Below are 26,422 nucleotides of genomic sequence, written 5' to 3' on the forward strand. Positions count from 1 at the left end.
GAGCTGGACGGAATAAACACAACTTCCACGATAAATAAAAAACTCCTGAATCAAAAGATTCAGGAGTCATTCAGATGGGCTTATGCCGATGTTTTTGTATCTTTATTCACGACTGTACCGTCTTTTAAGACAAGGCGAGGCGGCTCACCATCAGCAACCGTTTCACCAGTAATGACACATTTCTCAATATCATCACGAGATGGAAGATCAAACATCACATCAAGCATGATGCCTTCAATGATGGAGCGAAGACCACGAGCTCCTGTTTTACGCTCAATTGCTTTTTTCGCAATTTCGCTAAGAGCATCTTCTTCAAACTCAAGCTCAACATCATCAAGCTCAAGCATTTTTGTATATTGCTTAACGAGCGCATTTTTAGGCTTCGTCAAGATTTCTACAAGTGCTTTTTCATCTAACGGCTCTAGGCTTGCAATAACCGGAAGACGACCGATGAATTCTGGGATTAAACCGAAGCGAAGTAAGTCTTCTGGCAGAACTTTTGATAGAAGGACTTCTTTTTCAAGATCTTCAATTTTATTTTCCGCACCGAATCCAATCACTTTTTGACCTAGGCGGCGTTTGATGATTTGCTCAATGCCGTCAAAGGCTCCACCACAAATGAAGAGGATATTTGTTGTATCAATTTGAATGAATTCTTGATGAGGATGCTTACGTCCACCTTGAGGCGGTACACTAGCGACTGTTCCTTCAAGAATTTTCAAAAGGGCTTGCTGTACACCTTCCCCAGATACATCACGAGTGATAGAAGGGTTTTCTGATTTTCTTGCTACTTTATCGATCTCATCGATGTAGATAATGCCTTTTTCAGCTTTTTCTACATCATAATCTGCTGCTTGGATCAGCTTTAGTAAAATATTCTCTACGTCTTCCCCAACGTAACCTGCTTCTGTTAAAGACGTCGCATCTGCAATCGCAAATGGAACATTTAAAATACGTGCAAGCGTTTGAGCAAGTAATGTTTTACCGCTTCCTGTAGGTCCAATCATAGAAATGTTACTTTTCGAAAGCTCAACATCATCAATCTTACTGTTGGAATTAATCCGCTTGTAATGGTTATAAACCGCTACAGCTAAGGATTTCTTCGCATTCTCTTGTCCGATGACATATTCATCAAGAATTTCCCGGATTTCATGAGGTTTCGGAACATCCTTGAATTCAACTTCTTCCTCAGTACCGAGCTCTTCTTCAACTATTTCCGTGCAAAGCTCGATACATTCATCACATATATATACGCCAGGTCCTGCGACCAGTTTACGCACTTGATCTTGCGTTTTTCCGCAAAACGAGCATTTTAATTGACCTTTTTCCTCGTTGAATTTAAACATTCTTTCACCCCTTATTCTTCTTCACTTGCCTGTAGCTAACAGTCAGCTACCCTTCTGGGTCCAGTATGTATGCATTTTACCATACTTTCCTAAAAGACGGTAATGATGTGTTTGTAACACTGCACATTGAGATATGTATGACAGAAAGATGCGACTTACACTATCGTTTCCAAAAGAAGCGATGATAAGTCAAAAATTGTACAAAACAAGGCACGAGTCACTCGCGCCCTGTTTTATTATTATGCACCATATTAACGGTTTTCTACAAGAAAATCAATTGCTTTACGAACTTTTAAATCTTCTTTCATTGCTTCAGTAGAACCGATCGCTTGTTTGATATTTTCAACTGGCATGTTGTATGCTTCAGCCATTTTTGAAAGTTCTTCTTCCACTTCTTCATCAGACACTTGTAGGTCTTCTGCAGCAGCAATTGCTTCAAGAGTAAGATTAGATTTTACGCGTTTAGCAGCATCTTCTTTCATTTGCTCTTTTAGCGCATCTTCATCTTGTCCAGAGAACTGGAAGTAAAGCTCAAGGTTCATCCCTTGCATTTGAAGACGTTGTTCGAATTCTTTCATCATGCGGTCTAGCTCAGTGTCAACCATCGCTTGAGGAACGTCAACTTCCGCATTTTCAGAAGCTTTTGCTACTAGCTCTTCACGAAGTTTGCCTTCTGCTTCGTTTTCTTTTGCTTCTTCAAGACGTTTCTTCGTTTTTTCAGTTAATTCAACAATCGTTTCTACTTCTTCATCAACATCTTTAGCGAACTCATCGTCAAGTGCTGGAAGTTCTTTTGCTTTAATTTCATGAATTTTCACTTTGAATACAGCTGGTTTACCTGCAAGGTCTTCAGCATGATATTCTTCTGGGAATGTCACTTCAACGTCTTTTTCTGCACCTGCTTCAAGACCAACCAATTGCTCTTCGAAACCAGGGATGAATGAACCAGAACCTACTTCAAGAGAGTAGTTCTCAGCTTTTCCGCCTTCGAATGCTTCTCCATCAACGAATCCTTCGAAATCTAGAACAACTGTATCGCCGTTTTCGATTGCGCCTTCTTCTTTGACAACAAGCTCAGCTTGACGGTTTTGCATAGCTTTTAACTCTTCTTGGACATCTTCATCAGATACAGATGTGTCGTCTTTTTCTACGTTAAGACCTTTGTAGTCACCAAGTTTTACTTCTGGCTTCACTGTTACTTTTGCAGTGAAGATTAAGCTTTCGCCTTTTTCGATTTTCTCAACATCGATTTCAGGGCGGTCAACCGGCTCGATACCAGCTTCGTCGATTGCTTTCGGATATTCAACTGGAAGAAGAATATCTAGTGCATCTTGATAAAGAGATTCTACTCCAAAACGCTGCTCGAAAAGACCACGTGGTACTTTCCCTTTACGGAATCCAGGGATTGATACTTGCTTAACTACTTTCTTAAATGCATCATCAAGTGCTTTGTTAAATGTTTCAGCGTCAACTTCTACTGTTAAGACGCCTTCGTTACCTTCTTGTTTTTCCCATTTTACTGACATGTGTGTTTCCCTCCAAAAATCTATTCAGATTGTGCGTTGTTACATTCTAAAGCATCATAAAGACTTCGTCCAATCAAAAACCACGCACTCCGCTAAAGAAGCGGTCTTATGTATACAACATTTGACTTGATTATACATAACGTCTTTCAACCGTTGGAATCTTACAACCGCACGATATATGCACAAATACAACCATTATATTATAACATAACAAGTCCGTCTTTCAACTAAATCGACAAATTACAAATAAGAAATTTCTTCAATATCTTTCAGCATTGTACAAGCTTCTCTCAGCTCTCGTTCGTTAAAATCATACAATAAATGCAATTCTTCGAGGTCAATCTCGATTCCATGCATTTCATAGCCGACTTTATGAAGTGCCGCAGCCCAAAGACTCGGATCCGTATATTTAGGAAGAAATGGATACAGCACAAATAAGTGACGGCGCCATAACTCTTCAACCCCTTGGTAAAGGGTTGGGTTCTCATTGCCGAGTGTGTCATCGAGCTTTCGAAGGACTTGCTGAAGCAGTGGCATTTGCTCTGGCTTGACAGTCTCAGAAGGAACAAGCGTTAATGAATCACCGAACTTCGTCACATGAACCGGCTTTGCCACATCATGATCTGACAGAAGTTGCAGGATCAATGATTTGACCAAAGGGTTTCCATCAGGCTTTTGTAGGATCGTATTTAATAGACCCATATGCGGCGTGATGTTTCGGTCTTTCAGCGAATGGATGAACTGCACCTGCTCTTCTGGCCGCTCGAGCATTTCATCTATATTGATTTCTCCGCTGCCTTCCTCGTCTTCGTCTAAAATCTCTTCTGGTGATTCAATCATCTTTCTGCTAAATTCAAGCAGCTTATAAAAATGCTCCGCACTTTCTGCTGGAAGGTGATTTTCTTCAAGGACAGCCTCAATTGTTTGTTTGACTTCCTCGTACTCTTTCAGCTGAATTAAGATGGTCATATACACTTGAAGCACAGTGAAATAGTGTCCATATCCTTCATGTAGCATCTTTTCACATACTCGCTTTGCATCCTGCAGCTCACCAAGCTCTAGAAAACAAATCGCCATACCGAGATGAATATCGGATTCTTCATCGTCATCATACGATTTCGCTTCTGAAAATAAGTGAAGCGCCTCTTGATACTGTTTATCTTTTAATGCTGCCATTCCTTTTTCAATCAGTCTTTCTTTCAGACCAGGAAACAAAATGACATTATCTTTCTTCTTGTCATGTTTCATGCTTACGTTCCTTTCGGGCGCATATTTTTTATCAGTTTACCAACGAAGGTTAGTAAACACAAGTAACGAGAGGTTTTCATGCAAAAAAGAAGCCGTCACACCACGGGGACGGCTTCTCGTTGTTTATGCACGCAGCCAGCTGCTACGTTTCTCTTCAAATGCTTGAATCTCATCTTCTAGTAACAATGTTAATGAAATCTCATCATAGCCATTCAGGAGCATTTCTCTCCAGTGTGGATCTACATCGAAAGGAGTAACATTCCCTTCATGGTCTTGAATCTGTTGTTTTTCCAGATCAACTGTCATTTCATATCCTTTGTTTTCATATGATGCAGCAAACGTTTTCCACACATCATAATCAAGGCGGATTGGAAGCATCCCGTTTTTAAAACAGTTTTGATGAAAAATATCGGCGAAAGATGGGGCAATGACAATTTTGAAACCATAATCATCAAGTGCCCAAGGCGCATGTTCCCTTGATGATCCGCAGCCAAAGTTTTCGCCTGCGATCAAAATAGAGGCTCCTTCATAAATCGGCTGATTGAGTTCAAAATCTGGATTCGGACTGCCATCTGCTAAATATCGCCAGTCGAAGAAGGCAAATCGGCCATATCCTGTTCGTTCGATTCTTTTCAAAAACTGTTTCGGAATGATTTGATCTGTATCTACATTTATACGGTTAAGCACAGCGGCTTTTCCTTTATGAGTGACTAAAGGCTCCATCTATGACACAACTCCTTACACGACTGTTTTCTCTTGATTAAACTTCCTGACATCGACAAATCGGCCATGTATGGCTGCCATCGCAGCCATTGCCGGGCTGACTAGATGCGTTCTTGCACCCTTCCCTTGACGTCCCTCAAAGTTACGGTTTGATGTAGATGCACAGCGTTCACCTTCTGGCACCACATCGTTATTCATGCTGAGGCACATACTACAGCCAGATTCTCTCCATTCAAATCCTGCTTCTAGGAAAATTTCATGAAGTCCTTCTTCTTCTGCTTGCAGTTTGACACTTTGTGAGCCAGGAACCACAATCGCTCTGACATGATCAGCTACTTTTTGTCCTTCAATCATAGAAGCGGCTTGGCGTAAATCAGTCATTCTTGAGTTCGTACATGAGCCAATAAACACATGCTCAATCGTAATATCTTCAATACGCTGATGAGGATGAACCCCCATGTATTCATAAGCACGTTTTGCTTCTTTTTGGTCATCTTCTTGTGCAAAATCTTCAGGTCCTGGAATGGCTGCATCCACTGGGAGCACCATTCCCGGGTTAATTCCCCACGTGACCATAGGTGAAATATGATTTCCATCTAAAACAATGGTTTTATCATAGGTCGCACCCGGATCTGTTCTTAGTTCTTTCCATTCTTTTATCGCTGCTTCGAAATCTTCACCCTGCGGTGCGTATTTGCGTCCGCGGCAATATTCAAAGGTCACTTCATCAGGTGCGATCAATCCTGCTCTTGCGCCTGCTTCAATTGACATATTACAAACGGTCATCCGCTCATCCATTGACATGTTTCTGAATACTTCCCCAGTGTATTCAATGACATAACCTGAACCGAACTTCACGCCATGTGCGCCAATGACTGCTAAAATGACATCTTTGGCTGTTACCCCTTTTTGAAGCGTTCCGTCTACTCTAATTTCTAGTGTCTTCGGACGCTGCTGCCAAAGTGTTTGTGTGGAAAGCACATGCTCAACCTCACTTGTGCCAATCCCAAAGGCAAGTGCACCAAATGCGCCATGAGTAGATGTATGACTATCTCCACACACGATTGTTTTCCCCGGAAGTGTTAAACCAAGCTCTGGTCCAACGACATGAACGATTCCTTGGTCTACACTGTGAAGGTCAGCTAGACGGACCCCGAATTCAGCACAGTTGCGCTCTAGAGCACTCACTTGCTTCTTCGCAATCTCATCTTTGATCACAAATCGATTCACAGTCGGAATGTTGTGATCCATCGTCGCAAATGTGTTTTGTGGTCTTCGCACCTTGCGCCCTTTTTGTCTTAATCCTTCAAATGCTTGAGGTGACGTCACCTCATGCACCAAGTGCAGATCAATATATAAAAGGTCTGGTTTTCCCTCGCCATTTTTGACAACATGCTGATCCCATATTTTTTCGATGATTGTTCGAGGCATAACCCTTTTTCCTCCCTCTACCTAATTCAAAAAGATTTCTATTTATACAATGGTTTTCGCCCGTTGTTTGAGTGCATCTACAACGGCTTTCGTGATATCATCAGTCGTTTCATACGTTCCCTCTTTTGATGCTAGGTCCTTTGTTCGTTTGCCAGAGGCAAGGACGGCTTCCACAGCTGCTTCAATTGCAGCCGCTTCTTCTTCTAAAGCAAAGGATGTTCTAAGCAAGCTGGCTGCTGACAATATAGTAGCCAGAGGGTTTGCGACATTTTGCCCCGCAATATCGGGTGCTGAACCATGAATCGGCTCATATAAATGAAGGCCGGTGCTTGATAAACTAGCAGATGGCAGCATGCCGAGTGAGCCAGTAATCATAGATGCTTCGTCACTTAAAATGTCACCAAACATATTCTCTGTCACGATGACATCAAATTGAGCGGGCTTATAAATCAGCTGCATCGCGGCATTATCGACGAGCATGTGCTCATATGCGACATCTGGATATTGGGATGCAACTTCTTCTACAGCATCCCGCCATAGTTTACTCGAAGCGAGAACATTTGCTTTATCCACAGACGTTACTTTTTTCCGTCTCGTTAATGCCATGTCGAACGCTTCTTTTAATACACGAACAATCTCTTCCTTTGTATAAAGAAGTGTATCAACCGCAGCTTCTTTTCCTTCATCATCCGTGTAGCGCTCACTTGGTTCGCCAAAGTAGAGGCCTCCAGTTAATTCACGAACAATGACGAAATCCACTCCACTAATGTGATCTTGTTTTAACGGTGAAGCCTCACTCAAGCTATCAAATACTTTGACAGGGCGGATGTTCGCAAATAAGTCCAGCTGCTTGCGAATGGAGAGCAAGCCTTTTTCTGGGCGAAGTTCTGGCGGGTTTTGATCCCACTTTGGTCCGCCAACGGCTCCTAATAAAATCGCATCTGCGCTTTTGCACACTTCTACTGTTTCTTTAGGGAGCGGATTGTTTTTTTCATCTATCGCTATACCGCCAATGAGAGCTGTTTCGAATTCAAATTCGTGTTGAAATTGAGCCGCTGTCTCTTTCAGGACAGCGACGGCTGATGTGACGACTTCCGGTCCGATTCCATCGCCGGGCAAAAGTGCAATTTTCTTTTTCATGAGTCCCTTCCTCCTTTCTTATGAGATGGCGTGATGTTTCTCAATTTCTATTAGGTTTGATTTAAAGATTAAATGTCTATTCACTGCATTGACGTAAGCTTTAGCCGATGCTTCCAGCACATCTTGCGCTACACCGCGTCCTGCTGTTTCTTTTCCTTCTATTGAAACAGTGACATATACTTCCGCTAGTGCGTCTCTGCCTTTTCCATTGGATTGAATACGATAATCTAGCAAATGAATTCTTTCCTCCATACAGCGCTCAAGCGTGTTGTACACAGCTTCTACACTGCCTGCACCTGTAGCTGCTTCTTGAATGACTTCCTGCGTTTCTTGATTTTTAAGAGAGACTGTTGCGGTCGGCATTTGCTCTGTCCCATAGTGAACTTGAAGACTTTCAAATTCATAGCCAATTTTACGGTCTGCTACTTTTTCTTCTAATATAATAGAGATCAAATCATCATCTGTGATTTCTTTCTTCTTCTCTGTTAAGTTCTTAAAAGTTTCGAAGAACTTATTGATCTCTTCTTCAGTCAATTTAAAGCCGAGTGTTTTTAAGCGGTCTTTAAACGCGTGTCTTCCGGAGTGTTTACCAAGGACAAGCACATCTGTTGTGACGCCTACAAGCTCTGGAGAGATAATTTCATAGGTTGTTTTTTCTTTGAGGAATCCATCTTGGTGAATACCTGATTCATGGGCAAATGCATTGTTTCCAACGACTGCTTTATTACGCGGTACAATCATACCTGAGTATTTGCTCACTACATCACTTGTGCGCTTAATTTCATTCAACTGAATGGTTGATTCGACTTGGTAAAAGTCTTTGCGAATATGAAGGGCAACTGCTATTTCTTCTAAAGCAGCATTTCCTGCGCGCTCTCCAATACCGTTGACAGCTGTTTCAATTTGATCTGCTCCATTTTCAATGGCAGCAAGTGAGTTCGCTACAGCCATTCCTAAATCATCATGACAGTGTGCTGACAAGATGACTTGATCGATATTTGGAACGTGTTCCTTCATATATTTAAAGATATTTCCGTACTCTTTTGGTGCTAGGTATCCAACAGTATCAGGCAAGTTAATGACACTTGCGCCTGCGTCGATCACTTTTTCTACAATTTCTGCTAGGAAAGAAAGATCTGTCCGGCATGCATCTTCTGCTGACCACTGAACAACTGGGAAGCGCTCTTTCGCGTATTTCACCATTGAAACAGCTTGTTCAACCACTTCTTCACGTGTTTTCTTTAGTTTATGCTTGAGGTGAATGTCAGAAGTCGCAATAAAGACGTGTATTCTTGGTTGAGCTCCATCTTTTAATGCGTCCCATGCAGCATCAATGTCACCTTTCACACATCGTGCAAGTCCTGCAACTGAACAGTTCTTAATCGTTCTTGCAATTTCTTGTACGCCTAAGAAATCCCCTCGGGATGAAGCGGGAAAACCCGCTTCAATGATATTAACCCCAAGGCGCTCAAGCTGCTTAGCAATGATTAGCTTTTCTTGTGCATTTAAGTTCACTCCTGGTGATTGCTCTCCATCTCGAAGTGTTGTGTCAAAAAAATTAATTTTTCGCACCGACGCTCACCGCTTCCTTTTTCTTTCCTTGTTTAACGAAAGGCATCATTTCACGAAGCTTTCTTCCGACGATTTCAATTTGGTGCTCATTTTCATTTGCATTGATCGCATTGAAACGTGGACGATTCACTTGGTTTTCAACAATCCATTCTTTCGCGAATGTTCCGTTTTGGATGTCAGTCAAGACTGCTTTCATTGATTCTTTTACTTTTGCATCCACAACGCGTGGTCCTGATACGAAGTCACCCCATTGCGCTGTATCAGAGATTGAATATCTCATACCTTCTAATCCTTCTTCATACATAAGGTCAACGATCAATTTCAGTTCATGCAGACACTCGAAGTATGCAAGCTCTGGCTGATAACCAGCTTCTGTTAATGTTTCAAAACCTGCTTTTACTAATGAAGTAAGACCTCCACAAAGAACTGCCTGCTCACCGAATAGATCCGTTTCTGTTTCTTCTTTAAATGTTGTTTCAAGAACGCCCGCTCTTGCTCCACCGATTGCTTTTGCATAAGCAAGTGCTTTGTCTTTCGCTTGACCAGATACGTCTTGATAGATAGCAAATAGTGCAGGTACACCAGCGCCTTGCTCATATGTTCTTCTTACAAGATGTCCTGGACCTTTTGGAGCCACAAGATACACATCTACGTCACTTGGAGGAACAATTTGATGGAAGTGAACGTTGAATCCGTGTGCGAATACAAGTGAGTTACCTGCTTCTAATTGATCTTTGATTTCTTCATCATATACTTTCTTTTGCTGTTCGTCAGGAAGTAATACCATGACGACATCTGCTTGTGCTGCTGCTTCTTTTACTGTGAATACTTGATGACCGTCTTCTTGTGCTTTTGTATAAGATCCGCCTTTTCTCACACCGACAATCACATCTACGCCGCTCTCTTTTAAGTTCAATGCATGTGCATGACCTTGTGATCCGTAACCAATGATAGCTACCTTTTGACCGTTTAATACGTTTTCTTGAATATCACCGTTATAATATACTTTTACCATTTGACTCTCTCCTTTTGTTTAGACAATTGAAATTGTTTTATTTGTTTGCGGCTTTTGCTGATTATCTCTCGCAAAGGCCGTGGTGCCAGTTCTGGCGACTTCTTTAATGCCGTATGGCTTAAGTAATTCAATGAGTGCTTCAATTTTTGAAGACTCACCTGTCACCTGAATGACGACACTTTCTCTGCTCACATCTACAATAGAAGCTCTAAACGGTTCAATGACACCCGTGATCTCCATTCTAGATGCTGGTGCAGATACGACTTTTATCAAAGCCAGCTCTCGCTGAACGATTGATTGGTTTGTAATATCCGTTACTTTCAGAACATCGATTTGTTTGTTCAGCTGTTTTGTCAGCTGTTCGATGTCTTTCTCCTGGTCTACATGGACGACGAACGTGATGCGTGATACATCTTGAATCTCAGAATGGCCGACCGTAATGCTTTCAATGTTGTAGTGTCTTTTAGTAAAAAGGCCTGTGATTCTGTTCAGTACGCCTGATCGATTTAATACAGTCAACACAATAATTCTTTTCAAGGTTTCACCCCCACCATCTCATGAAGTCCTTTCCCCGGTGCTACCATCGGGAATACTTTCTCATCTCTCGCTACATTGACATCGATGAAAACAGGCTCTCTAGACGTTAATGCTTCTTCGAGCTTTTCTTGCGCCTCTTCGTCTGATGAGATTCTGATCCCTTTAATGCCATAAGCTTCAGATAATTTCACGAAGTCTGGCTGCTCTGAAAATTTAGAATGTGAGTAGCGTTCTTCGTAAAAAATTTCTTGCCATTGTCTTACCATTCCAAGACTGTGATTATTGAGAACAATCACTTTCACTGGAAGGTTCAGCTCACGGATAACGGCAAGTTCTTGCAGGGTCATTTGGAAACCTCCGTCTCCTAAAATCGCTACAACCGTTGCCTCTTGATCAGCTAGCTGCGCGCCAATCGCTGCCGGTAAACCAAATCCCATTGTGCCAAGCCCACCAGATGTCACCCATTTATCGGCATTTTCAAATGGATAGAACTGTGCAGCCCACATTTGATGCTGTCCAACATCAGTTGCCACAATGGCTTCACCTTTTGTGAATTGATGAATGTATTCGATCAGCTTTTGAGGCTTAAAGCCTTCAGCTTCGTTTTCGACATACCAGAGTGGATATTCTTCCTTCCACTGATTTAGCTGGCTCTTCCACTCGTCTGATTCACCTTGTTTCCCGTCCTGCTTGATCAGTTCTTGAAGCACTAGCTTACTGTCACCAACAACTGGGATATGGGTGTGAATGTTTTTACCAATTTCCGCTGGGTCGATGTCAATGTGAGCCACCTTCGCATGCTTTGCAAAATGATTGAGGTTGCCGGTTACCCTGTCATCAAATCTCGCTCCGATTGAAATGAGTAAGTCACATTGATGTAGTGCCATGTTCGCTGCATATGTGCCGTGCATACCCGCCATTCCTAGGAAAAGAGGATGCTTTGCCGGGAATCCACCAAGCCCAAGCAATGTATGAGCGACAGGGATTTGTTGCTGCTCTACATATTGCCTTAATTCTTCCGACGCTTTGCCGTGAAGAACGCCAGCTCCTGCTAGAATAACTGGTTTCTTTGCTCTGCTTACAGCTTCTACTAACTTGCGAATTTGCAAATAATTCGGCTCAATTTTCGGCTGATAACCTGGCAAATCGATTGGCTGATCGTATTCAAATGTCCCTTCAATGCCAGCGACATCTTTTGGAATATCAATCAAGACTGGACCAGGTCTGCCGGTTGTTGCGATGTGAAATGCCTCTTTAATGACACCCGGTAACTCTTCTGGACGTCTCACTTGATAGCTGTGTTTTGTGATTGGCATTGTGATACCAAGTACATCTGCTTCTTGGAATGCATCTGATCCAATGACTGAAGTTGCCACCTGTCCAGTGAAGATAACCATTGGTAGTGAATCAATCATCGCATCTGCAATTCCTGTGACTAGGTTGGTTGCCCCCGGTCCTGATGTGGCAATAACAACGCCTGGTTTACCAGATACTCTTGCGTATCCCTCCGCTGCGTGAATCGCTCCTTGCTCATGTCTTGGCAGGACATGAAATAAACCAGAATCGTAAATTTTATCGTAGATCGGTAAAACGGCTCCGCCAGGATAACCAAAAATGACTTCTACTTTTTCTCTTTTGAGTGCTTCAATTAACATGAGTGCACCGTTCATCGTTTGTGGTGCATTTGATTTTTCCGTCTCCATTTGTACATTTGTCCCCATTTGATTTCCTCCTCTTTGTCTTGCTTCAGTCAAGTCCTTTCACCCTTTTCCATTCAAGATAGAGATATGAGACCATATAAAAAAGCCTTCTCACCCCACAATGACACTACTTTTCACTAGGTCAAAGGGGCGAAAAAGCTTTGTTTTTCGCGGTACCACCCTTGTTCACGGCAAATCATGCTGCCGTCTCATGGACATCTTTCATCCATTTTGGTAACGAGTGATGCAATGTCACTCGGTCTGCCCTACTATCATTTCAGGCAGACACTCAGAGGTGAGTTCACTTTAGAAAGTAACACCGGTTTCCAGCTAGCACCGGCTCTCTGTAGATACTGACTCTAAAGCTACTAGTCCTCTTCAACGTTTATCGATATCTATTTAGCTTGCGTGAATGTTCTCATCGGTAAAGACTACTTTTTCTCCTTCTTCAACGACTCGCTTACGGAATTGTTCAAGAAGTTTGTTTGTGTGGAACCCTGGTTTTCCTTCGCCAATGATACGACCGTCAACTTTTACAACAGCGATGACTTCGGCAGCGGTTCCTGTCAGGAAGACTTCTTCAGCTGTATACACATCATGTCTTGTGAAAGGTTCTTCTTTCACTTCGTAGCCTAAGTCTTCTGCGATTTCCATGATGGCATTTCTTGTGATGCCTTCAAGAGCGCCGATATAACCTGGCGGTGTATAGAGCTTACCTTTTTTATAAATAAACACATTGTCTGCAGAACCTTCTGCCACGTACCCTTGATCGTTCAGCATCAGCGCTTCACTCACACCGGCCATATGGGCTTCGATTCGGACAAGGATGTTATTCAAATAGTTTAATGATTTCACTTTTGGACTTAGTACGTCAGGACGATTTCGCCTTGTCGGTACTGTCACAATATCAATACCTGTTTCATATAGGTGCTTTGGAAAGATGGCCAGCGGCTCTACAATGATCACTGTGTTGGCTCTCCCACAATTGTTTGGATCTAAGCCAAGATCACCGGCTCCTCTTGAGACAACAAGGCGGATATAGGCATCTTTTAGGCCGTTCCTTTCAACTGTATGAATCATTTTTTCAGTGAGCTCCTCAAGTGAATATGGAATGTTCAGCATAATGGATCTAGCGGAATCATACAGGCGGTCTAAATGTTCTTTCATTCGAAAGATATTTCCGTTATATACACGTATTCCTTCGAACACACCGTCACCATATAAGAAGCCATGATCATAAACTGAAATTTTCGCATCCTCTTTTTTCACGAGTTCATCGTTTAAAAAGATCCACTGTTCCTTTTGGTCTTCCATCTTCAGTGAGCACCCTCTCTTTCAAACAAAAAGTAGTTGAATTTTCAGACACTTTATATTGAAGTGTCTCACGCTTACTCTGCGTGTCTGTTTGCTTTTGTTGAACCCATCTTACGTCGCTTTCCATGCAGTGTCAACAGCATTTTTAAAATTATTAGACAATTTAGACTAATCAAAATAAAATGTATACGCTTACACCTTTGCTAGACAAGGAATGAAAAAACTTAAAATTTTTTGTATTTTTTCTTCAATTTATTTACTCTACATGAACGGTTTTCTTTTGAACAAGCTTTTGTAATATTTTTTCACACGGTTTTTGAAGAATATTGTGAGATTTCATTGCGTTTGTTTTTTCCTACAGCATGCCTTTCTAAAGCGTTTTCCTAAGAATTTGTGATAGAATGAGAGCATCTAATAGAAGGAGGGCAATACATGGCTAACATCAGAGGTTATATCGGAACGTATACAAAAGGAGACAGCAAAGGAATCTATTCTTTTACTTTAAATACGGACAAGCAGCAGATTGAACAAGTAGAAGTGGCTGCCGAACTTGAAAATCCTACATATTTAACTGTCTCAGATTCTCAAAAGTTTGTGTATGCTGTTGTGAAAGAAGGAGCACAGGGCGGGCTTGCTGCGTATCAAATTGATGCCGACACCGGCGCACTTCGTTTCATCAACCAAGAGCTTGCCGATGGGGCTTCTCCTTGTCACGTCAGCGTGGACAGCCAAACGAAAATAGCGTTTACAGCAAACTATCATAAAGGAACTGCCGAGATGTACGAAATTGATGCTGAAAACGGCTCAGTGATCCGCATGCTGTCACAGGCGCAGCATGAAGGCACTGGACCAAACGAAGACCGTCAAGAAAAACCGCACACTCACTTTATGGGTTTGACACCTGATGAACAATTTGCAGTAGCTGTTGACCTTGGCACAGACGGAATTTATACGTATAAGAAAGAAAACGGCAAACTTGAGCTTGCCCATACATTTGAAACAAAACCAGGCAGCGGCCCTCGTCATATCACATTCCACCCTACGAAACCTGTGGCCTATGTCATGACAGAGCTCAGCTCAGAGGTCATTGTCCTTCGTTACTTTGAAAATGGTCATTTCGAAGAGATCCAAACGATCGCAACCATTCCTAATGACTTCACAGAGAATAATCAAGGCAGCGCCATTCATGTGTCTTCTGACGGTCAATTTGTGTATGCAGGAAATCGTGGACATGACAGCATTGCCATTTTCAAAGCAGGTCATGACGGCAAACTAAACCTCGTTGAAATTGCTTCATCTGAAGGAAATTGGCCTAGAGACTTTGTCCTTGATCCAACAGAAGAATTTCTCGTTGGTTCAAACCAAGAATCTAGCAACCTTGTGTTATACAAACGTGACAAAGAAACGGGACGACTCACTGTCTTACAATCAGACATCACCGTTCCGCATCCGGTTTGCGTGAAATTTTTAAGATAATGAAAAAAGCCTCCGTTTAGGAGGCAATAGATTGTTGACAAAGGGCTAAAATGAACTTTATTTTAGCCCTTTGTCTTTTTTTCAGCGTAGTTGAAAACCCTTGAAGTCTAGGAAGAACGAGCACCGGAGCGCAGGACTGACAAAGAATGCGAGGGTTTGTCTACACGCTGAAGCCTCCGTTTAAGAGGCTTTTCTTTAAGCAGAAGGCATACCGCCATCTTCAAGCTTTTGATCAATGAAAGACGTATCGCTTTTTTCACCGAACCATTTTCCCAGCCTGTCTTTTGCTTTTCCTTTGACATCGTCATCAATGTACATTGCGACTTGAAGCAGAGCAAATGTGATGGCGCCTAGATCATCTGTGTAGCCGATCCCTACCAATGTATCAGGGATCAGGTCAATCGGAAGGATAAAGTACCCTAGCGCCCCAATGATGAGGGTCTTCGCTTTAACCGGTACTTCGGGTTTTTGCAATGTATAATAAAGTAATAACACAGCATAGACAAGAGAAACTCCAGCTTTTTGTGCCGTCTTTTTTAACTTTTCCCAAAAGGCATGATCATTAAAATGCTTCTTTGAACGCTTTAATAGTTCTTTTTTCTCAGAACGATTCATCGTATCGCCTCCATATTCAGCATAGCCCTTCCACCCTATTTATACAAGAAATCCACTCATTCGACAAACAAAAAGCAGCAGAAAGCTGCTGCAATCTACTGCTCTTTGTAAAACTTTTCGATCGCCTTATCGATGTATACCCATCCTTTATACGACACATGAATCGTATCCTTAAAGAAATATGGGTCATACTCATGCGAAGTCAAATCTGCGACTTCATACCCATTATCTCGAATTTGACGATTGATTTTTTGATAATAATCTGTACGTCCCTCTTTCGGAAAACCAGTGTAATCATACCATTTTCCGTTGACGGGAATCGTCACGAATAAAGGCTTCGCCCCTGCCTGTTTTAAAATATCCAGCATGATCTGGAAATCTTTATATTCAGGTGATGCTGCATAAGAATTGTCACGACGAGAATCCTTCATCTTTTTCATGATCGGCTTCAACTTTCGATCAAACAATCTCTGATCAATATAAAACGGGTTGTCCCCTGCTTTTTCAGATCCTAAGACGCTCGCTTCTTTTTCAAGCTCAGTCCATGTTTTCCCTTCCACTGAAGGAGACGGACGAAGCTTGCGCTCATGCCCAGACCCGATCGTATAGTACATGTCTTTCTTTTGAAGCATGCCATAATACATTTTTGCAATAGGAGAAATCGCGCCATAAGCGAATTTGTTCCCAGAAAGCTCTGCTTTAAAAAGTTCTGTGATGACCATGTCGTTCTTTACTGCCTTAAACTTCATGATTCTTTTGATGAGCTTTTTTTTCACAGCTGGATCAATTTCTTTATTATAAGCAAGATCAAGCGCCTGAAGCGCTGAATAGTTAGGAGCAAAGTGATTCTCGTCTGATCCCCCTTTGACAAACCACTGCGGGGACACGATAAACACAAGCTTTTTCCCTTTTAATTCATCCATATGCGCTGCAAAGTTCATGGCATGAATTAATGATTGCGATCCACCTTTTCCAACAAGATAAGGTGTAAACCCTTGAGGATTTTCATGAAAGAAATTCGAAGGGTGATATGGATCAAAACGTGAAAGTTCAGAAGATCCATAGATCGGCAAATAAGTTGGATCTTTTAGCATTTCATCTTGTAAATAAAGCCCTTGAAACATCCCTGGATCTAATTCTGTGGCTGACTTTTGTAATTTGTCTTTTGGGATCAGATGTGAGAGCCATGCATTTGGTACAAGAAGAACACCAATGAATAGAACAGCCGCTAAAATAAGCGGCCCAAAAAAACGCTTTTTCATTACTTCATCTCTGCCAGCTGCTCAGCAATGTGATTCGGTGTATCCCACACATCACGATCAAACTCTGTAATCGGAACAGTAATTCCAAGTTGACTTTCAATTGCCATAAGTAGTTCTACTGTACCAAATGAATCTAGAAGACCTTCGTCAAAAATTGCAATCTCTGGATTTTCTTTCACAACGTCGTCCTGACAAACCTCTGCAATAATACCGTATACTTGATTTTTAAATTCCATAATTTTCTACTCCCTTAATCATTAATGATGAAATGGTTTTCCTGAAAAAATATAAAATCCGAAACAAATCACATGGAATGTAATAATGATCGACACAACCATTGTGACCTTATTATCCGGCCACCACTTGTGCTTTTTATTCCACTTCTCAAATAAATTGTAACCGGACATCACAACTGCATGGTATAGTCCGTAAATAATGTATTGAAGGGCGAGACCATGCCAAGCACCCATCAATAGAAAGAGGACAAAGTACCCAATATTTGATACAGCCATCCGGTTCTTGATCCACTTCTTCTTTGTCATAAAGAACACAAATCTCATAAACACATAATCTCTGAACCAAAAGGATAGCGACATGTGCCAGCGATTCCAGAAGTCTTTAATATTACGGCTGATAAACGGTTTATTAAAGTTTTCTGGTGATTTAATGCCCATGATATAACTCACACCTACAGCAAATGCTGTATATCCAGCAAAGTCAAAGAACAAATACATACTGTACGCATACATATACGTTAACTGTTGAACAAAGTGACTGCTGCTAATGTGATGAATATTCATGAGAATATACGTGTGAATGAGATAACCAATAATGAACTTATATAAGAACCCAATAAAAATTTTATGAATCCCTGCATATAGAAGGTCACTGTACACTTCTTTTTCAGGCGGTGTATCCATATCCTTTTCAAACCGGCGGTAACGGTCAATTGGACCTGACGAAATCGTCGGGAAAAAGACGATGAAATAGACCAAACGGTGAATCGGGATTTTCTTTTTAATCAAGCCGTCTCTCGTCTCGATAATCAACTGAACACCTTTAAATGTTAAGTACGAGATCCCTAAAAAGCTCAGCCAGTTCATTGGTGGCGGTTGATGCGGCTGATGAGTTAAAAAGAACGGTAAAACCTTTGATAGTACAAGCGGCAAAATAGATGCCACCACTGCCATATAGAAGACAGACGCCCTGTTCGCCTTCAACCGGTACGCAAGATATAGGCGGATAATCAAGACTTGCCATACTGTGAACAAGAACAGCAACAAAGCGCCATGTGCATCCTTTGAGAAAATAAGCGCGAGTGCCACAACCGTTGCAAACATGTTGTAGCCCTGCATTCTTTTGCCGCAAAGACCAAGAATCATCGTCGGCAAAAGAAGAATACCAATTAGAATGAAGAAAAAGAATGAACTAAACGGAATCATAGAAGAACCTCTTTCGCGATTCTTTTACGGTCAACCTTCCCGTTTGGCGTCATGTACAGCTGCTCAAGATAGACAAACTTTCTTGGAATCATGTACGCAGGCAGTGAATCCGCCATTTCTTTCTTAATCGCACTTGTCAGCTGATATTCTTTTTCAAAGGAATGCTCAGTTGGGACAATTGCTGCAATTAAGTACTCCACATGCCCGTTTGGCTGAAACGGCACAATCACACAAGCATTGACATAGGTTGTCTCGCTTACATGATATTCAATTTCTTCAAGCTCCATTCGGTATCCATGTAGCTTAATTTGATAGTCCAGACGACCGTGGCACGTAATCAAACCATCCTGCGCCACACCTGCGTCACCTGTGCGGTAAGCAGGGCGTCCTTCGTATTCAAAGAACACTTTATCCGTTAAGGCTTGTTCACCTAAGTAGCCTCTCGTGACGCTTGGCCCCACGATGACAATTTCCCCTTTTTCCCCATCAGGGAGTGTCTTGCCTTCTTCATCTAAAATGACGATATCTGTATCCGGTTTGGCATAACCCACTGGTAAAGAATCGTGCTGATCAAGAATCTCCTGCGTGACTTCAATCGATGTAATCGCAACAGTTGCTTCAGTTGGACCATACGTATTAAAGACCTGCGCCTTAGGAAAACGCTCAAGAAGCGCACTTGCTACAGAGACAGGAAGTGCCTCACCGCAGAAAAGGAAAACGTTTAGCTTTGGTAAAAGCTCCCCTGTAAAGGAAGGATCCATTAAGCACATTTGCACAAAGGAAGGTGTGGATGTCCACACTTCAACGTCAGATTGACCAAGCGCTGCAAACATATCCTTCGGCTTATTCACAAGATCTTTCACTAAACAGTAAAGCGTGCCGCCTGATTGAAGCGTTGGATAGAGATCCATCACTGATAAGTCAAAAGAAAATGGCGCTTGATTTAAGAACGTGCGCCCCTCACCAATTGGGAAATCGCGGCACATCCACTCTGTAAAACTTTCTAAATTATTGGCTGTTACCTGAACGCCTTTCGGTTTTCCGGTACTGCCAGACGTATAAATAATGTAGAAAACATCATCTTGTTGAACCCACTGCGTGGATGGCGGTGCTTCTTTTTCAAGTGCTAAAAGCGATGCCGCACTCTTCACTTCAATGTGTTCTTCTACATCTAATACATTCTTCTCATTTGCACATATCAATAGACTGGCTTTTGAGCTTTCAATGATTGAGACGATGCGCTCGACAGGTATTGAGATGTCGACCGGAATATAAGGTCTGCCTGATTTCACAGTACCTAAGAAAGAAATCAGCATCTCTGGCTCCATATGACCGTAGACAATGACAGGTTCACTGCCAGCTGCGACTGCATCGATCGCACCAGCCATTTGGTCTGATAGACGCCAAAGCTCATCATATGTGATCGAAGCATGTTGAGAAACAAATGCTGGCTGTGTCGGTTTCGTTTGTTGGTATTCATGAATCGTGTGTAATAGTTTCATAGTTTAATCTCCAATTAAAAATCGTTGTAAATGAATGATCCCGTATTTGCTGTATGGAATCCGTAAATAAAGAACAATAATAGCAAAATAAGTAAGTAAAAGCTTGTATATCCTATCCATTTTACAGACTTATTTTCTGATAGCTTTTTGAATAGCATATTGATAACCTCTTTTCTTTTGACACTTATAAAGACGCATGGATCATCAAAAGAGTTTCATATCAAAACATAAAAATTTTAAGAATTGATGAAAAAAAGATGTCCAAAGTATGAACGTGTCTTCGGGCAAAGCTGTCTTATTGTAACAAAGATTTAATGTAATTGAAATGAAATGGAAGCTTAAATTTGCCTTAAAATTGATGAAAACTGTCGAACAAACGTAAAAGCCACCTAGTTTGACTAGATGGCTTTGATGTTATTTACTTTTTATATTTATTCACTTCGAACATGAGAATGTTGTTGAATACCACATAGTCCTTTTACTTTCAAAAGGACCTTTGTTGTTGTCATGCTCGTCAATTTCATAAAACCCTGGACCTTCGCCAGCATCACGTTTTTTGTACCAGGATAGGAAGGCGTTGACTTCTTTCATTGAAAGGTCATACTCCTTTTGCAAACCATTGACCATTGTGATGATGAGAAGTGCATCGCCGTCTTCATCTGTTGTATCGTCTTTTGGTGGTGTGGTTGGTTCTGGGTCTTTGTCGCCTGGATTAGTTGAACCGTCTTTTGGTGGTGTTGCTGGATCTGGGTCTTTGTCACCGGGTGTTTCTGTATTGTTTGGAAGTTCCAGATCTTTTAAGGAGATAGAGATCACCGATTTATAGTTTCTATCAGCTAATCTTTTAAAACTATTATTAATACTAGATTCTTTTCCACCTATTACATACAAAGTATCATCGATTATTATTGAAGAAGCTGCTTGACGCATTTCAGTTCTTGTAGTGTTTATTTTGAGCAGTTCTTCCTTATCTAAAGAGTACACATAAAGATTGTATGGATTAACTGCTGGTACTATAATGTGATTTTTGTATGCAGAACTGGTGCGATATTCTGCTTTCATCCCATTTTTTTTAGTAGTCCAATTATTTGTAGAAGGATTAAATTCGTAAACTAGATTTTTGTTATTGCCAGACAGAACATAAAATTTATCATTTACCACTACACCAGTAGCAAATTTCAAATCAGCTGCTGGGTCATTTTCAGCCTTCCATTCATTTGTTTCTAGATTATAACTATGAAATTCGTTTCCTCCCCCTAAGACATAAATCTTATTACCGATAAATCCAGCATAAACATTATATTCCCCCTTTAATGTTTTAAAAGGAATATCCTCTAACTGAGTCCACTTGTTAGACTTAGTGTCATACACTTCAAATTTATTTAATGTTTTATTTTCTGATTCACCGCCTATTACAAATATCTCACTACCGACAACTACAGTTGCTGCTCCACCTCTTGGTGACAACATTTCTTTCTTTTCAGTCCATTTGTCTATACTGGGATCATACATAAAAGTTTTATTTGAATAAACACTAGTTGGAGTACCTCCACCAGCCAGATATATCTTACCGTCAACTACACCCACACTTGCGCCAACTCTTGCTTCAGGTAAATCAGATAATTTGTTCCATTCTAATGTTGTAGCATTTGCAATTTGCTTTGAATGCATAAAAGATAAAACTAATAACATAAATATAAAAATAAACTTTTTCAAAAAATGACACTCCTTTTTAAATTACCATAACTAGAATTTTTGTGATGACATAATCATATTTCCACTCAAAGAAATATGATTATTTTTTTATAAATTTAGCCCCTTCCCAAATTCTACTTCTTAGATTTTTCAAGTAGTTTATACCTATCATTATACACATTAACCATAATTTTACTAGTTTATAATTGTTCCTATTAGAGTATTATTTTCAAACAAAAGACCAAACACATAAAATCGAATGCTCTCAATTCTTTAAGAACAAAATCAGATTATGTGGGCATTTTCTTCTTAATTGAAGCAAATAATAATTTCTCATTTTTTAAAAAGAAGTGAATAACATCTTCACAATTAAAAGTAGCATAATGTCCTATTGATGGTATTTTCTCTAACAACTGAATCTATTCAAAAAACCCATGATTTCATGGGTTTTTCATTAATCCATTATAAGAAAATCCGTCACAAGGCTCCATTTCCATCCAGTCCCCAAAAGCTTGGATACATCCCGTCGCCGAAGCCTGTTGTAAACATGGAAATATCCACCTTGTCATGAAAACGGGTGACGAGCCAGTCCCATGTGAGCTTGTAGTTTTGCTCAAGTACTTCTGCAAATTCCTCATAAAAATAAAAATCATTGTCCTCTTTATATCGCTTATCCTCATACGCTTGAAGATATATAGCTGACTCCGCATCCATATAGCAGCCCATACCCGTATTTACACCGTATCCGAAGAACTCGTCTTCTTTCAATTGATTGAGTTCTTGCCCTATTCTTGTAGCAAGCTCCCATTCTATTGCTAGCTCGTTTGTAAACTTGATCATTGCATAGGCTACTCGTTCGTCTCCGCTTTCCAACCGCTTAACTACAAGTATAATAGGATATTTTCCTAGAGTAATCTTCCTCGTAAAAGATTGGTCCCCTTCTGAAACAAAAGGATCACAGGCAACAATATGACCGCTCGTGATCTCGATATTTCCGATCTGTTTGGCGAATAATTGATCACCTTCTTGACTGCTTGTTGTCTCTCCATTTCTATATAACAAGTAAGTTGGATTGATGTTGTACAAGTGATCTTTCTCCTTTCAGCATTTTGGACTCTTATTCTTAGTCGATATTTAGTAATATATATAAAAACCCTTGAAATAGTTATGTATATCAAGAATTTTATCGCCAATCTTCTTATAGTCTTCTTCTTTCTGTAACATTCCTTCCAGTTCAACAATTTTTCTTGCCAAGTCTTTTGGTAATATTGAAATGTATTTGTATATGTAGCCGGACAGTATTTCCTTAGTATCATTTCTGAAAACGCTGAGATTTTCCGTAGTTATACTAGAAGCTTCCATAGCTTTATTTAGATAGTAATTAGTGTGTTCATGCAGTAATTTTTTACTATCGTAATCTTCAGACTTAATTCTTTCTATATCTCCCTTTATAGAAAAATATATGTTAGATAAACACACTGTTAACTCTAAGTGTTGCACACCAATGGTATAAAATGCTTCTTCTTTTGCTTCCCTCCCCTCAATTTTCTTTTGGGTATTGTTCACAAGTATTGTAATAAAGATGGCAGTCACAGGTATGAGTAGGATATCCACAATTAAATTAGGTAATATACTATCTAACCACTGTGAACAGTTGTACCTATTCATAAACACTGCTGTAAGTATAGCACTTAGAAAAAATGAAAGAGCAGCAATCCACTTATACTCTTTAGGTATATTTAAGTGTTTGTATTTCCTCCTTATAAAAAGTGTTAAGTAAGTTATGACTAGATATATTCCAATAATTATCGTTAAACTTAATAACTCATTGCCTGGAAAACATGAAGCAATACCATTCATAATAATTTCCCCCTTTTATTATTTAAGAACTTCAGTTTGTTTTTATCCTTTCTATCTTCTCTTAAAATAAAGTAATATATCAATTATGATTAGGATGTTAAAATTCCAATAAATTTTCAATTGAGATGTCAACTTTATATATTAGTATCGGCCATTCCATTAATCAACAGTTTTCATTAGGAATTATATTGCTGAAAATTTATTGCATTTGATAAGTGAGTAACAAATATATAAGCGTGTCCACGGGGCATTTTGATAAATTCTAAATTGTTTGTTCTAAATTAATTTGTCTTTTTTCCACAAATAATTTAATCGAACATAGAAAAAGACACTTTTCTATATAAAAGTAAAGCGCCTTCGTTATATATATTATTATTATTTTATTAATCATAAACATGGATTGTTGCCATATCTGTATTCAATCCATCTTCTACATCATTTAACAAATTTTCTATAGAATATCGTATTTCCTGAAGTCCAACCTTATCTATTATATAATCTGCTAATTCATCCTTATTGTTTTTATTACCTCCTTTTGGCCGAACATTATAGAGCCTATTTAAACTACCTGTAAATAAATCTGCTGCTTGTATTAATCGACTCAATTTTGAATCTAGTGGAACATAGTTATTAAGTACTAGATCATCTCCGTATTGTTCTTTAAATTTGCTACTTAGTAATTCAGAAAACTTACTAATGTTATAAGTATTATCATTATCATCTCTATCTTTGAAATAATTTATTTGCCTTGGTAGCACCACTCTTCCAGTTAGAATTTCATGTTCCATACCTTTAATTGTTAATCGATAGAATAAATCATTTATTATCTCATCGATAGGTGTCGATAGTTTGGATTTGTTCACTGCGATCGCTCTAAAACTGACCATTGCGGAATTATCCAGCAAAACCTTAAAGAAGTCCTTGTATAATCTTAGTTCATCTCTATTTTTATTATTTAAATTCTTAAAGTGAAACTCATCTGGAAACCTAATATTTTCTTCTTTAGCTTTTTTTGTCCACTCTATTAACTCATGATTCAATAAACCATTATGTCTGTCATCTAATGCCCACACACTTCCTATAATTATATATTCGCTGTCTTTACCTGTCTCATCAGCATAAAGATGCATAATAGGAACTGTTGGTTTGTCTAATAAGGCCGCTTCCTTTTCAATTTCTTCACGTTCTCTTCTAATTTTTCTAGTTCTCTCATCTGATAAGAACAATTTGTATTCATTTTGGATTTTCGCTCTTGCTCTTACCAATGAACTTAACCTTTCATATTCATACATTTTCTTCAAATCTACTTTTTTGGAAGTATGTCCATGAAATTCTTCCCAAAATTTTATTTGCAGTGTAATATCTGACTTTCTTGCTTCAGGGTATTTGTTTAGTATTTTAGCAACCTTTTGCCTTAAAGTATTTGTAAGTCCAGATTGCACAGCAGTTATTAAAGCTTGTGCTTCCTGTCTTTTCCTCTCCTCTATAACTGGATCGATTACTTTTTCTTGAATTTCAATTTCTTTTTCATTTGAATGATTCATAGAAAACAGCCCCCTATATTCAAAAGCAATTACAAGAGATGATTGTCTTATTATTCTAAAGTTTAATTTTATTTCCACCTATTTTGCTAATCGAGAAATCCAAATTTTATGTTCCCCTTCTATTTAGACAAAGACTAAATCGTTAGACTCCAATAAGAAATAGTGTTCAGTATTTTCGGGATAATAAATTTGATCTCATTTCCCTTGATAAATTCATCAAAAATCTTTCCAGTTTGCCATAATTGAACTGTGTTTTGTTGTTGTTTGATTTGTCTATATTATCAACTCCTACCTTTATATCGGCAGGAAAAGAGCACACAGAACTATTCTCGAAATTTGTCGATCGACAAATCAATTTTCACCTTTCTCTTTCCTAGCGTAGACTTGCTCAAATGTTCTTAACATTAAGACAGCAACACTTCTGGCTCTTTTTCCTTTAATTACTATTGTTATAATAAAAATAAGTGATATAGCTGTGGTAACTAAAGCTAAAGCTTTACTTACATTAACATTAAATTCCATAGTGAAATATACAGCCACTAAAGGGACAAATGCTGGATAGTACTTAGAGACATCTCTTATGTTCTCAATATGGGCAAACCTCGATATTTTCTGAATATGTATAGATAACATCTTCTAACTCCATTAATTTCTTTGAGTATATTTCATTATCTAATTTCTTAATTTTCTTATTCTGTCTTTTATTTTTTATTACACGTTTCTTTCCTTTACCCAAATCTACTCACTCCTTGATTTTAATATCGGAGAAAATTGATAAAGTTGAGGTGCTTGCAAAATTTGTCGAACGAATCCTATAACTCGCTAAAGCAAGAAAAAATATATTAAATTTCAGAAAATTATACTTCTCCGTCCCACCTTCCATCTTTCAGTCCTAGCTCCCTGATCTTTTCTCCTTCAAACTTGTGTGTTGACGTTTCTATTGCATACTCACGTTCCTCAAGTTTCCAAAGACGTTTAAACAATCTTTATTCCTTCATATCCATGCACTTAATTCAGATTGGCTCTCTCCTTTGCTATCTTTTAGTAAATTGCCTCGATGCCATGTTGAGCAATCCACCAGCTGCTTTAAAGATTGCGGCCTGCATATTTGGTCCGTTTTCACGCTAAAGTTATTCAAAAACAATTAGGGCATACAAAAATGGATACAACTATGTCAATTTACGCTCATGTCATTGAAGAAGCTGATCAGAAATCAGCCACCCATTTTGATAGCTTCTTTGATACAAAAACAGGGAACGGAAATACTTAAAAATAAATCCGCTCCCAAAATCCTTTTTTGAAGCGATTTACGAACTTATGTTCTAAAGAACAAAAAAGCCTGAAACCCTTTATTATCAAGGGTTTCAGGCTTTTAATTTAATACGTCCCAGGAGAGATTCGAACTCCCGACCGACGGCTTAGAAGGCCGTTGCTCTATCCTGCTGAGCTACTGGGACATGTTGTTATGTAGTGT

23 protein-coding genes, 1 tRNA gene and 1 other annotated feature are annotated in these 26,422 nt (G+C 39.6%); of the genes, 1 reads left to right on the forward strand and 23 read right to left on the reverse strand.

All coding sequences use genetic code 11. The features are described from left to right. Positions 1–80: 80 nt before the first annotated feature. From clpX to ilvE, 11 genes are all read right to left on the reverse strand, one after another. The gene (clpX, locus tag EBQ12_RS10315; RefSeq protein ID WP_017358145.1) at positions 81–1,346 is read right to left on the reverse strand and encodes an ATP-dependent protease ATP-binding subunit ClpX; all 1,266 of its coding nucleotides are present in this window, start codon (positions 1,344–1,346) and stop codon (positions 81–83) included. A gap of 251 nt (positions 1,347–1,597) precedes the next feature. After that, a complete protein-coding gene (gene tig, locus EBQ12_RS10320; protein ID WP_125589905.1) occupies positions 1,598–2,872 on the reverse strand; it encodes a trigger factor in 1,275 nt (424 codons plus the stop codon). A 240-nt stretch (positions 2,873–3,112) separates the two neighbouring features. Continuing rightward, positions 3,113–4,120: a DNA damage checkpoint antagonist DdcA gene (ddcA, locus tag EBQ12_RS10325; protein WP_125589907.1), complete on the reverse strand. Its 1,008-nt coding sequence runs from the start codon at positions 4,118–4,120 to the stop codon at positions 3,113–3,115. 123 nt (positions 4,121–4,243) lie between these two features. Next, positions 4,244–4,843: a 3-isopropylmalate dehydratase small subunit gene (gene leuD / locus EBQ12_RS10330; RefSeq protein ID WP_008342843.1), complete on the reverse strand. Its 600-nt coding sequence runs from the start codon at positions 4,841–4,843 to the stop codon at positions 4,244–4,246. Between the two features lie 15 nt (positions 4,844–4,858). Next, on the reverse strand, positions 4,859–6,274 hold the full coding sequence (leuC, locus tag EBQ12_RS10335; protein ID WP_007501575.1) for a 3-isopropylmalate dehydratase large subunit: 1,416 nt from the start codon (positions 6,272–6,274) through the stop codon (positions 4,859–4,861). Positions 6,275–6,316: 42 nt separating this feature from the next. Beyond that, complete coding sequence (gene leuB, locus EBQ12_RS10340; RefSeq protein ID WP_007501577.1) at positions 6,317–7,414, reverse strand: 3-isopropylmalate dehydrogenase; 1,098 nt, start codon at positions 7,412–7,414, stop codon at positions 6,317–6,319. 18 nt (positions 7,415–7,432) lie between these two features. Continuing rightward, complete coding sequence (locus tag EBQ12_RS10345) at positions 7,433–8,986, reverse strand: 2-isopropylmalate synthase (protein ID WP_008342850.1); 1,554 nt, start codon at positions 8,984–8,986, stop codon at positions 7,433–7,435. Continuing rightward, on the reverse strand, positions 8,973–10,001 hold the full coding sequence (gene ilvC, locus EBQ12_RS10350; RefSeq protein ID WP_007501581.1) for a ketol-acid reductoisomerase: 1,029 nt from the start codon (positions 9,999–10,001) through the stop codon (positions 8,973–8,975). Before ilvC ends, EBQ12_RS10345 begins: the two co-directional genes overlap by 14 nt. Before the next feature lie 18 nt (positions 10,002–10,019). After that, complete coding sequence (ilvN, locus tag EBQ12_RS10355; RefSeq protein WP_007501584.1) at positions 10,020–10,538, reverse strand: acetolactate synthase small subunit; 519 nt, start codon at positions 10,536–10,538, stop codon at positions 10,020–10,022. Continuing rightward, complete coding sequence (ilvB, locus tag EBQ12_RS10360; RefSeq protein ID WP_008342854.1) at positions 10,535–12,259, reverse strand: acetolactate synthase large subunit; 1,725 nt, start codon at positions 12,257–12,259, stop codon at positions 10,535–10,537. Before ilvB ends, ilvN begins: the two co-directional genes overlap by 4 nt. Positions 12,260–12,381: 122 nt before the next feature. Beyond that, positions 12,382–12,629, reverse strand: a binding site (T-box leader). An 8-nt stretch (positions 12,630–12,637) separates the two neighbouring features. Beyond that, positions 12,638–13,552, reverse strand: a complete 915-nt coding sequence (gene ilvE, locus EBQ12_RS10365; protein WP_008342856.1) for a branched-chain-amino-acid transaminase — start codon at positions 13,550–13,552, stop codon at positions 12,638–12,640. A gap of 432 nt (positions 13,553–13,984) precedes the next feature. Here ilvE and EBQ12_RS10370 point away from each other — a divergent pair, with 432 nt between their 5' ends. After that, entirely contained in the window at positions 13,985–15,028 is a 1,044-nt protein-coding gene (locus EBQ12_RS10370; RefSeq protein ID WP_125589909.1) for a lactonase family protein, read from the forward strand. Positions 15,029–15,223: 195 nt separating this feature from the next. Here the strand turns inward: EBQ12_RS10370 and EBQ12_RS10375 are convergent, their stop codons facing one another. The 12 genes from EBQ12_RS10375 to EBQ12_RS10430 all read right to left on the reverse strand — a co-directional run bounded on the left by EBQ12_RS10375 (position 15,224) and on the right by EBQ12_RS10430 (position 26,405). Then, positions 15,224–15,643 (reverse strand): YkvA family protein, encoded by a 420-nt coding sequence (locus EBQ12_RS10375; RefSeq protein ID WP_008342863.1) that lies wholly within the window; start codon positions 15,641–15,643, stop codon positions 15,224–15,226. Between the two features lie 95 nt (positions 15,644–15,738). Beyond that, a complete protein-coding gene (dltD, locus tag EBQ12_RS10380) occupies positions 15,739–16,905 on the reverse strand; it encodes a D-alanyl-lipoteichoic acid biosynthesis protein DltD (protein ID WP_125589911.1) in 1,167 nt (388 codons plus the stop codon). Then, a complete protein-coding gene (dltC, locus tag EBQ12_RS10385) occupies positions 16,905–17,141 on the reverse strand; it encodes a D-alanine--poly(phosphoribitol) ligase subunit 2 (RefSeq protein ID WP_003216498.1) in 237 nt (78 codons plus the stop codon). The genes dltD and dltC overlap by 1 nt, the downstream gene beginning before the upstream one ends. A gap of 21 nt (positions 17,142–17,162) precedes the next feature. Then, positions 17,163–18,347 (reverse strand): D-alanyl-lipoteichoic acid biosynthesis protein DltB, encoded by a 1,185-nt coding sequence (dltB, locus tag EBQ12_RS10390; RefSeq protein ID WP_125589913.1) that lies wholly within the window; start codon positions 18,345–18,347, stop codon positions 17,163–17,165. Further along, the gene (dltA, locus tag EBQ12_RS10395) at positions 18,344–19,849 is read right to left on the reverse strand and encodes a D-alanine--poly(phosphoribitol) ligase subunit DltA (RefSeq protein WP_035701791.1); all 1,506 of its coding nucleotides are present in this window, start codon (positions 19,847–19,849) and stop codon (positions 18,344–18,346) included. Before dltA ends, dltB begins: the two co-directional genes overlap by 4 nt. Positions 19,850–19,863: 14 nt before the next feature. Then, positions 19,864–20,013: a teichoic acid D-Ala incorporation-associated protein DltX gene (locus EBQ12_RS10400; protein WP_024427820.1), complete on the reverse strand. Its 150-nt coding sequence runs from the start codon at positions 20,011–20,013 to the stop codon at positions 19,864–19,866. 271 nt (positions 20,014–20,284) lie between these two features. After that, a complete protein-coding gene (locus EBQ12_RS10405; protein WP_241215634.1) occupies positions 20,285–21,565 on the reverse strand; it encodes a Kelch repeat-containing protein in 1,281 nt (426 codons plus the stop codon). Positions 21,566–22,021: 456 nt separating this feature from the next. Next, positions 22,022–22,630: a DUF4241 domain-containing protein gene (locus EBQ12_RS10410; RefSeq protein ID WP_035701793.1), complete on the reverse strand. Its 609-nt coding sequence runs from the start codon at positions 22,628–22,630 to the stop codon at positions 22,022–22,024. 48 nt (positions 22,631–22,678) lie between these two features. Then, positions 22,679–23,404, reverse strand: coding sequence for a hypothetical protein (locus EBQ12_RS10415; RefSeq protein ID WP_125589915.1), 726 nt, complete (start codon positions 23,402–23,404; stop codon positions 22,679–22,681). Between the two features lie 383 nt (positions 23,405–23,787). Continuing rightward, the gene (locus EBQ12_RS10420; protein ID WP_050827533.1) at positions 23,788–24,948 is read right to left on the reverse strand and encodes a DUF3800 domain-containing protein; all 1,161 of its coding nucleotides are present in this window, start codon (positions 24,946–24,948) and stop codon (positions 23,788–23,790) included. 351 nt (positions 24,949–25,299) lie between these two features. After that, the gene (locus EBQ12_RS10425) at positions 25,300–25,581 is read right to left on the reverse strand and encodes a hypothetical protein (RefSeq protein ID WP_050827536.1); all 282 of its coding nucleotides are present in this window, start codon (positions 25,579–25,581) and stop codon (positions 25,300–25,302) included. A 750-nt stretch (positions 25,582–26,331) separates the two neighbouring features. Next, positions 26,332–26,405, reverse strand: a tRNA-Arg gene (locus tag EBQ12_RS10430). Positions 26,406–26,422 lie beyond the last annotated feature (17 nt).

Origin of the sequence: Bacillus sp. 2B09, from assembly GCF_003946835.1 — a bacterium.
GTDB lineage: Bacteria > Bacillota > Bacilli > Bacillales > Bacillaceae > Bacillus > Bacillus altitudinis.

Excerpts from the sequence above, each read along its gene's own strand:
- dltB (WP_125589913.1), bottom strand. The coding sequence starts at position 18,347 with ATGATTCCGTTTAGTTCATTCTTTTTCTTCATTCTAATTGGTATTCTT.
- EBQ12_RS10425 (WP_050827536.1), bottom strand. The coding sequence starts at position 25,581 with ATGTTATCTATACATATTCAGAAAATATCGAGGTTTGCCCATATTGAG.
- EBQ12_RS10375 (WP_008342863.1), bottom strand. The coding sequence starts at position 15,643 with ATGAATCGTTCTGAGAAAAAAGAACTATTAAAGCGTTCAAAGAAGCAT.
- dltA (WP_035701791.1), bottom strand. The coding sequence starts at position 19,849 with ATGAAACTATTACACACGATTCATGAATACCAACAAACGAAACCGACA.
- ilvC (WP_007501581.1), bottom strand. The coding sequence starts at position 10,001 with ATGGTAAAAGTATATTATAACGGTGATATTCAAGAAAACGTATTAAAC.
- leuB (WP_007501577.1), bottom strand. The coding sequence starts at position 7,414 with ATGAAAAAGAAAATTGCACTTTTGCCCGGCGATGGAATCGGACCGGAA.
- dltC (WP_003216498.1), bottom strand. The coding sequence starts at position 17,141 with ATGGAATTTAAAAATCAAGTATACGGTATTATTGCAGAGGTTTGTCAG.
- clpX (WP_017358145.1), bottom strand. The coding sequence starts at position 1,346 with ATGTTTAAATTCAACGAGGAAAAAGGTCAATTAAAATGCTCGTTTTGC.
- ilvE (WP_008342856.1), bottom strand. The coding sequence starts at position 13,552 with ATGGAAGACCAAAAGGAACAGTGGATCTTTTTAAACGATGAACTCGTG.
- tig (WP_125589905.1), bottom strand. The coding sequence starts at position 2,872 with ATGTCAGTAAAATGGGAAAAACAAGAAGGTAACGAAGGCGTCTTAACA.
- ilvB (WP_008342854.1), bottom strand. The coding sequence starts at position 12,259 with ATGGGGACAAATGTACAAATGGAGACGGAAAAATCAAATGCACCACAA.
- leuD (WP_008342843.1), bottom strand. The coding sequence starts at position 4,843 with ATGGAGCCTTTAGTCACTCATAAAGGAAAAGCCGCTGTGCTTAACCGT.
- ddcA (WP_125589907.1), bottom strand. The coding sequence starts at position 4,120 with ATGAAACATGACAAGAAGAAAGATAATGTCATTTTGTTTCCTGGTCTG.
- EBQ12_RS10420 (WP_050827533.1), bottom strand. The coding sequence starts at position 24,948 with ATGAATCATTCAAATGAAAAAGAAATTGAAATTCAAGAAAAAGTAATC.
- dltD (WP_125589911.1), bottom strand. The coding sequence starts at position 16,905 with ATGAAAAAGCGTTTTTTTGGGCCGCTTATTTTAGCGGCTGTTCTATTC.
- EBQ12_RS10370 (WP_125589909.1), top strand. The coding sequence starts at position 13,985 with ATGGCTAACATCAGAGGTTATATCGGAACGTATACAAAAGGAGACAGC.
- EBQ12_RS10415 (WP_125589915.1), bottom strand. The coding sequence starts at position 23,404 with ATGAATGGTATTGCTTCATGTTTTCCAGGCAATGAGTTATTAAGTTTA.
- leuC (WP_007501575.1), bottom strand. The coding sequence starts at position 6,274 with ATGCCTCGAACAATCATCGAAAAAATATGGGATCAGCATGTTGTCAAA.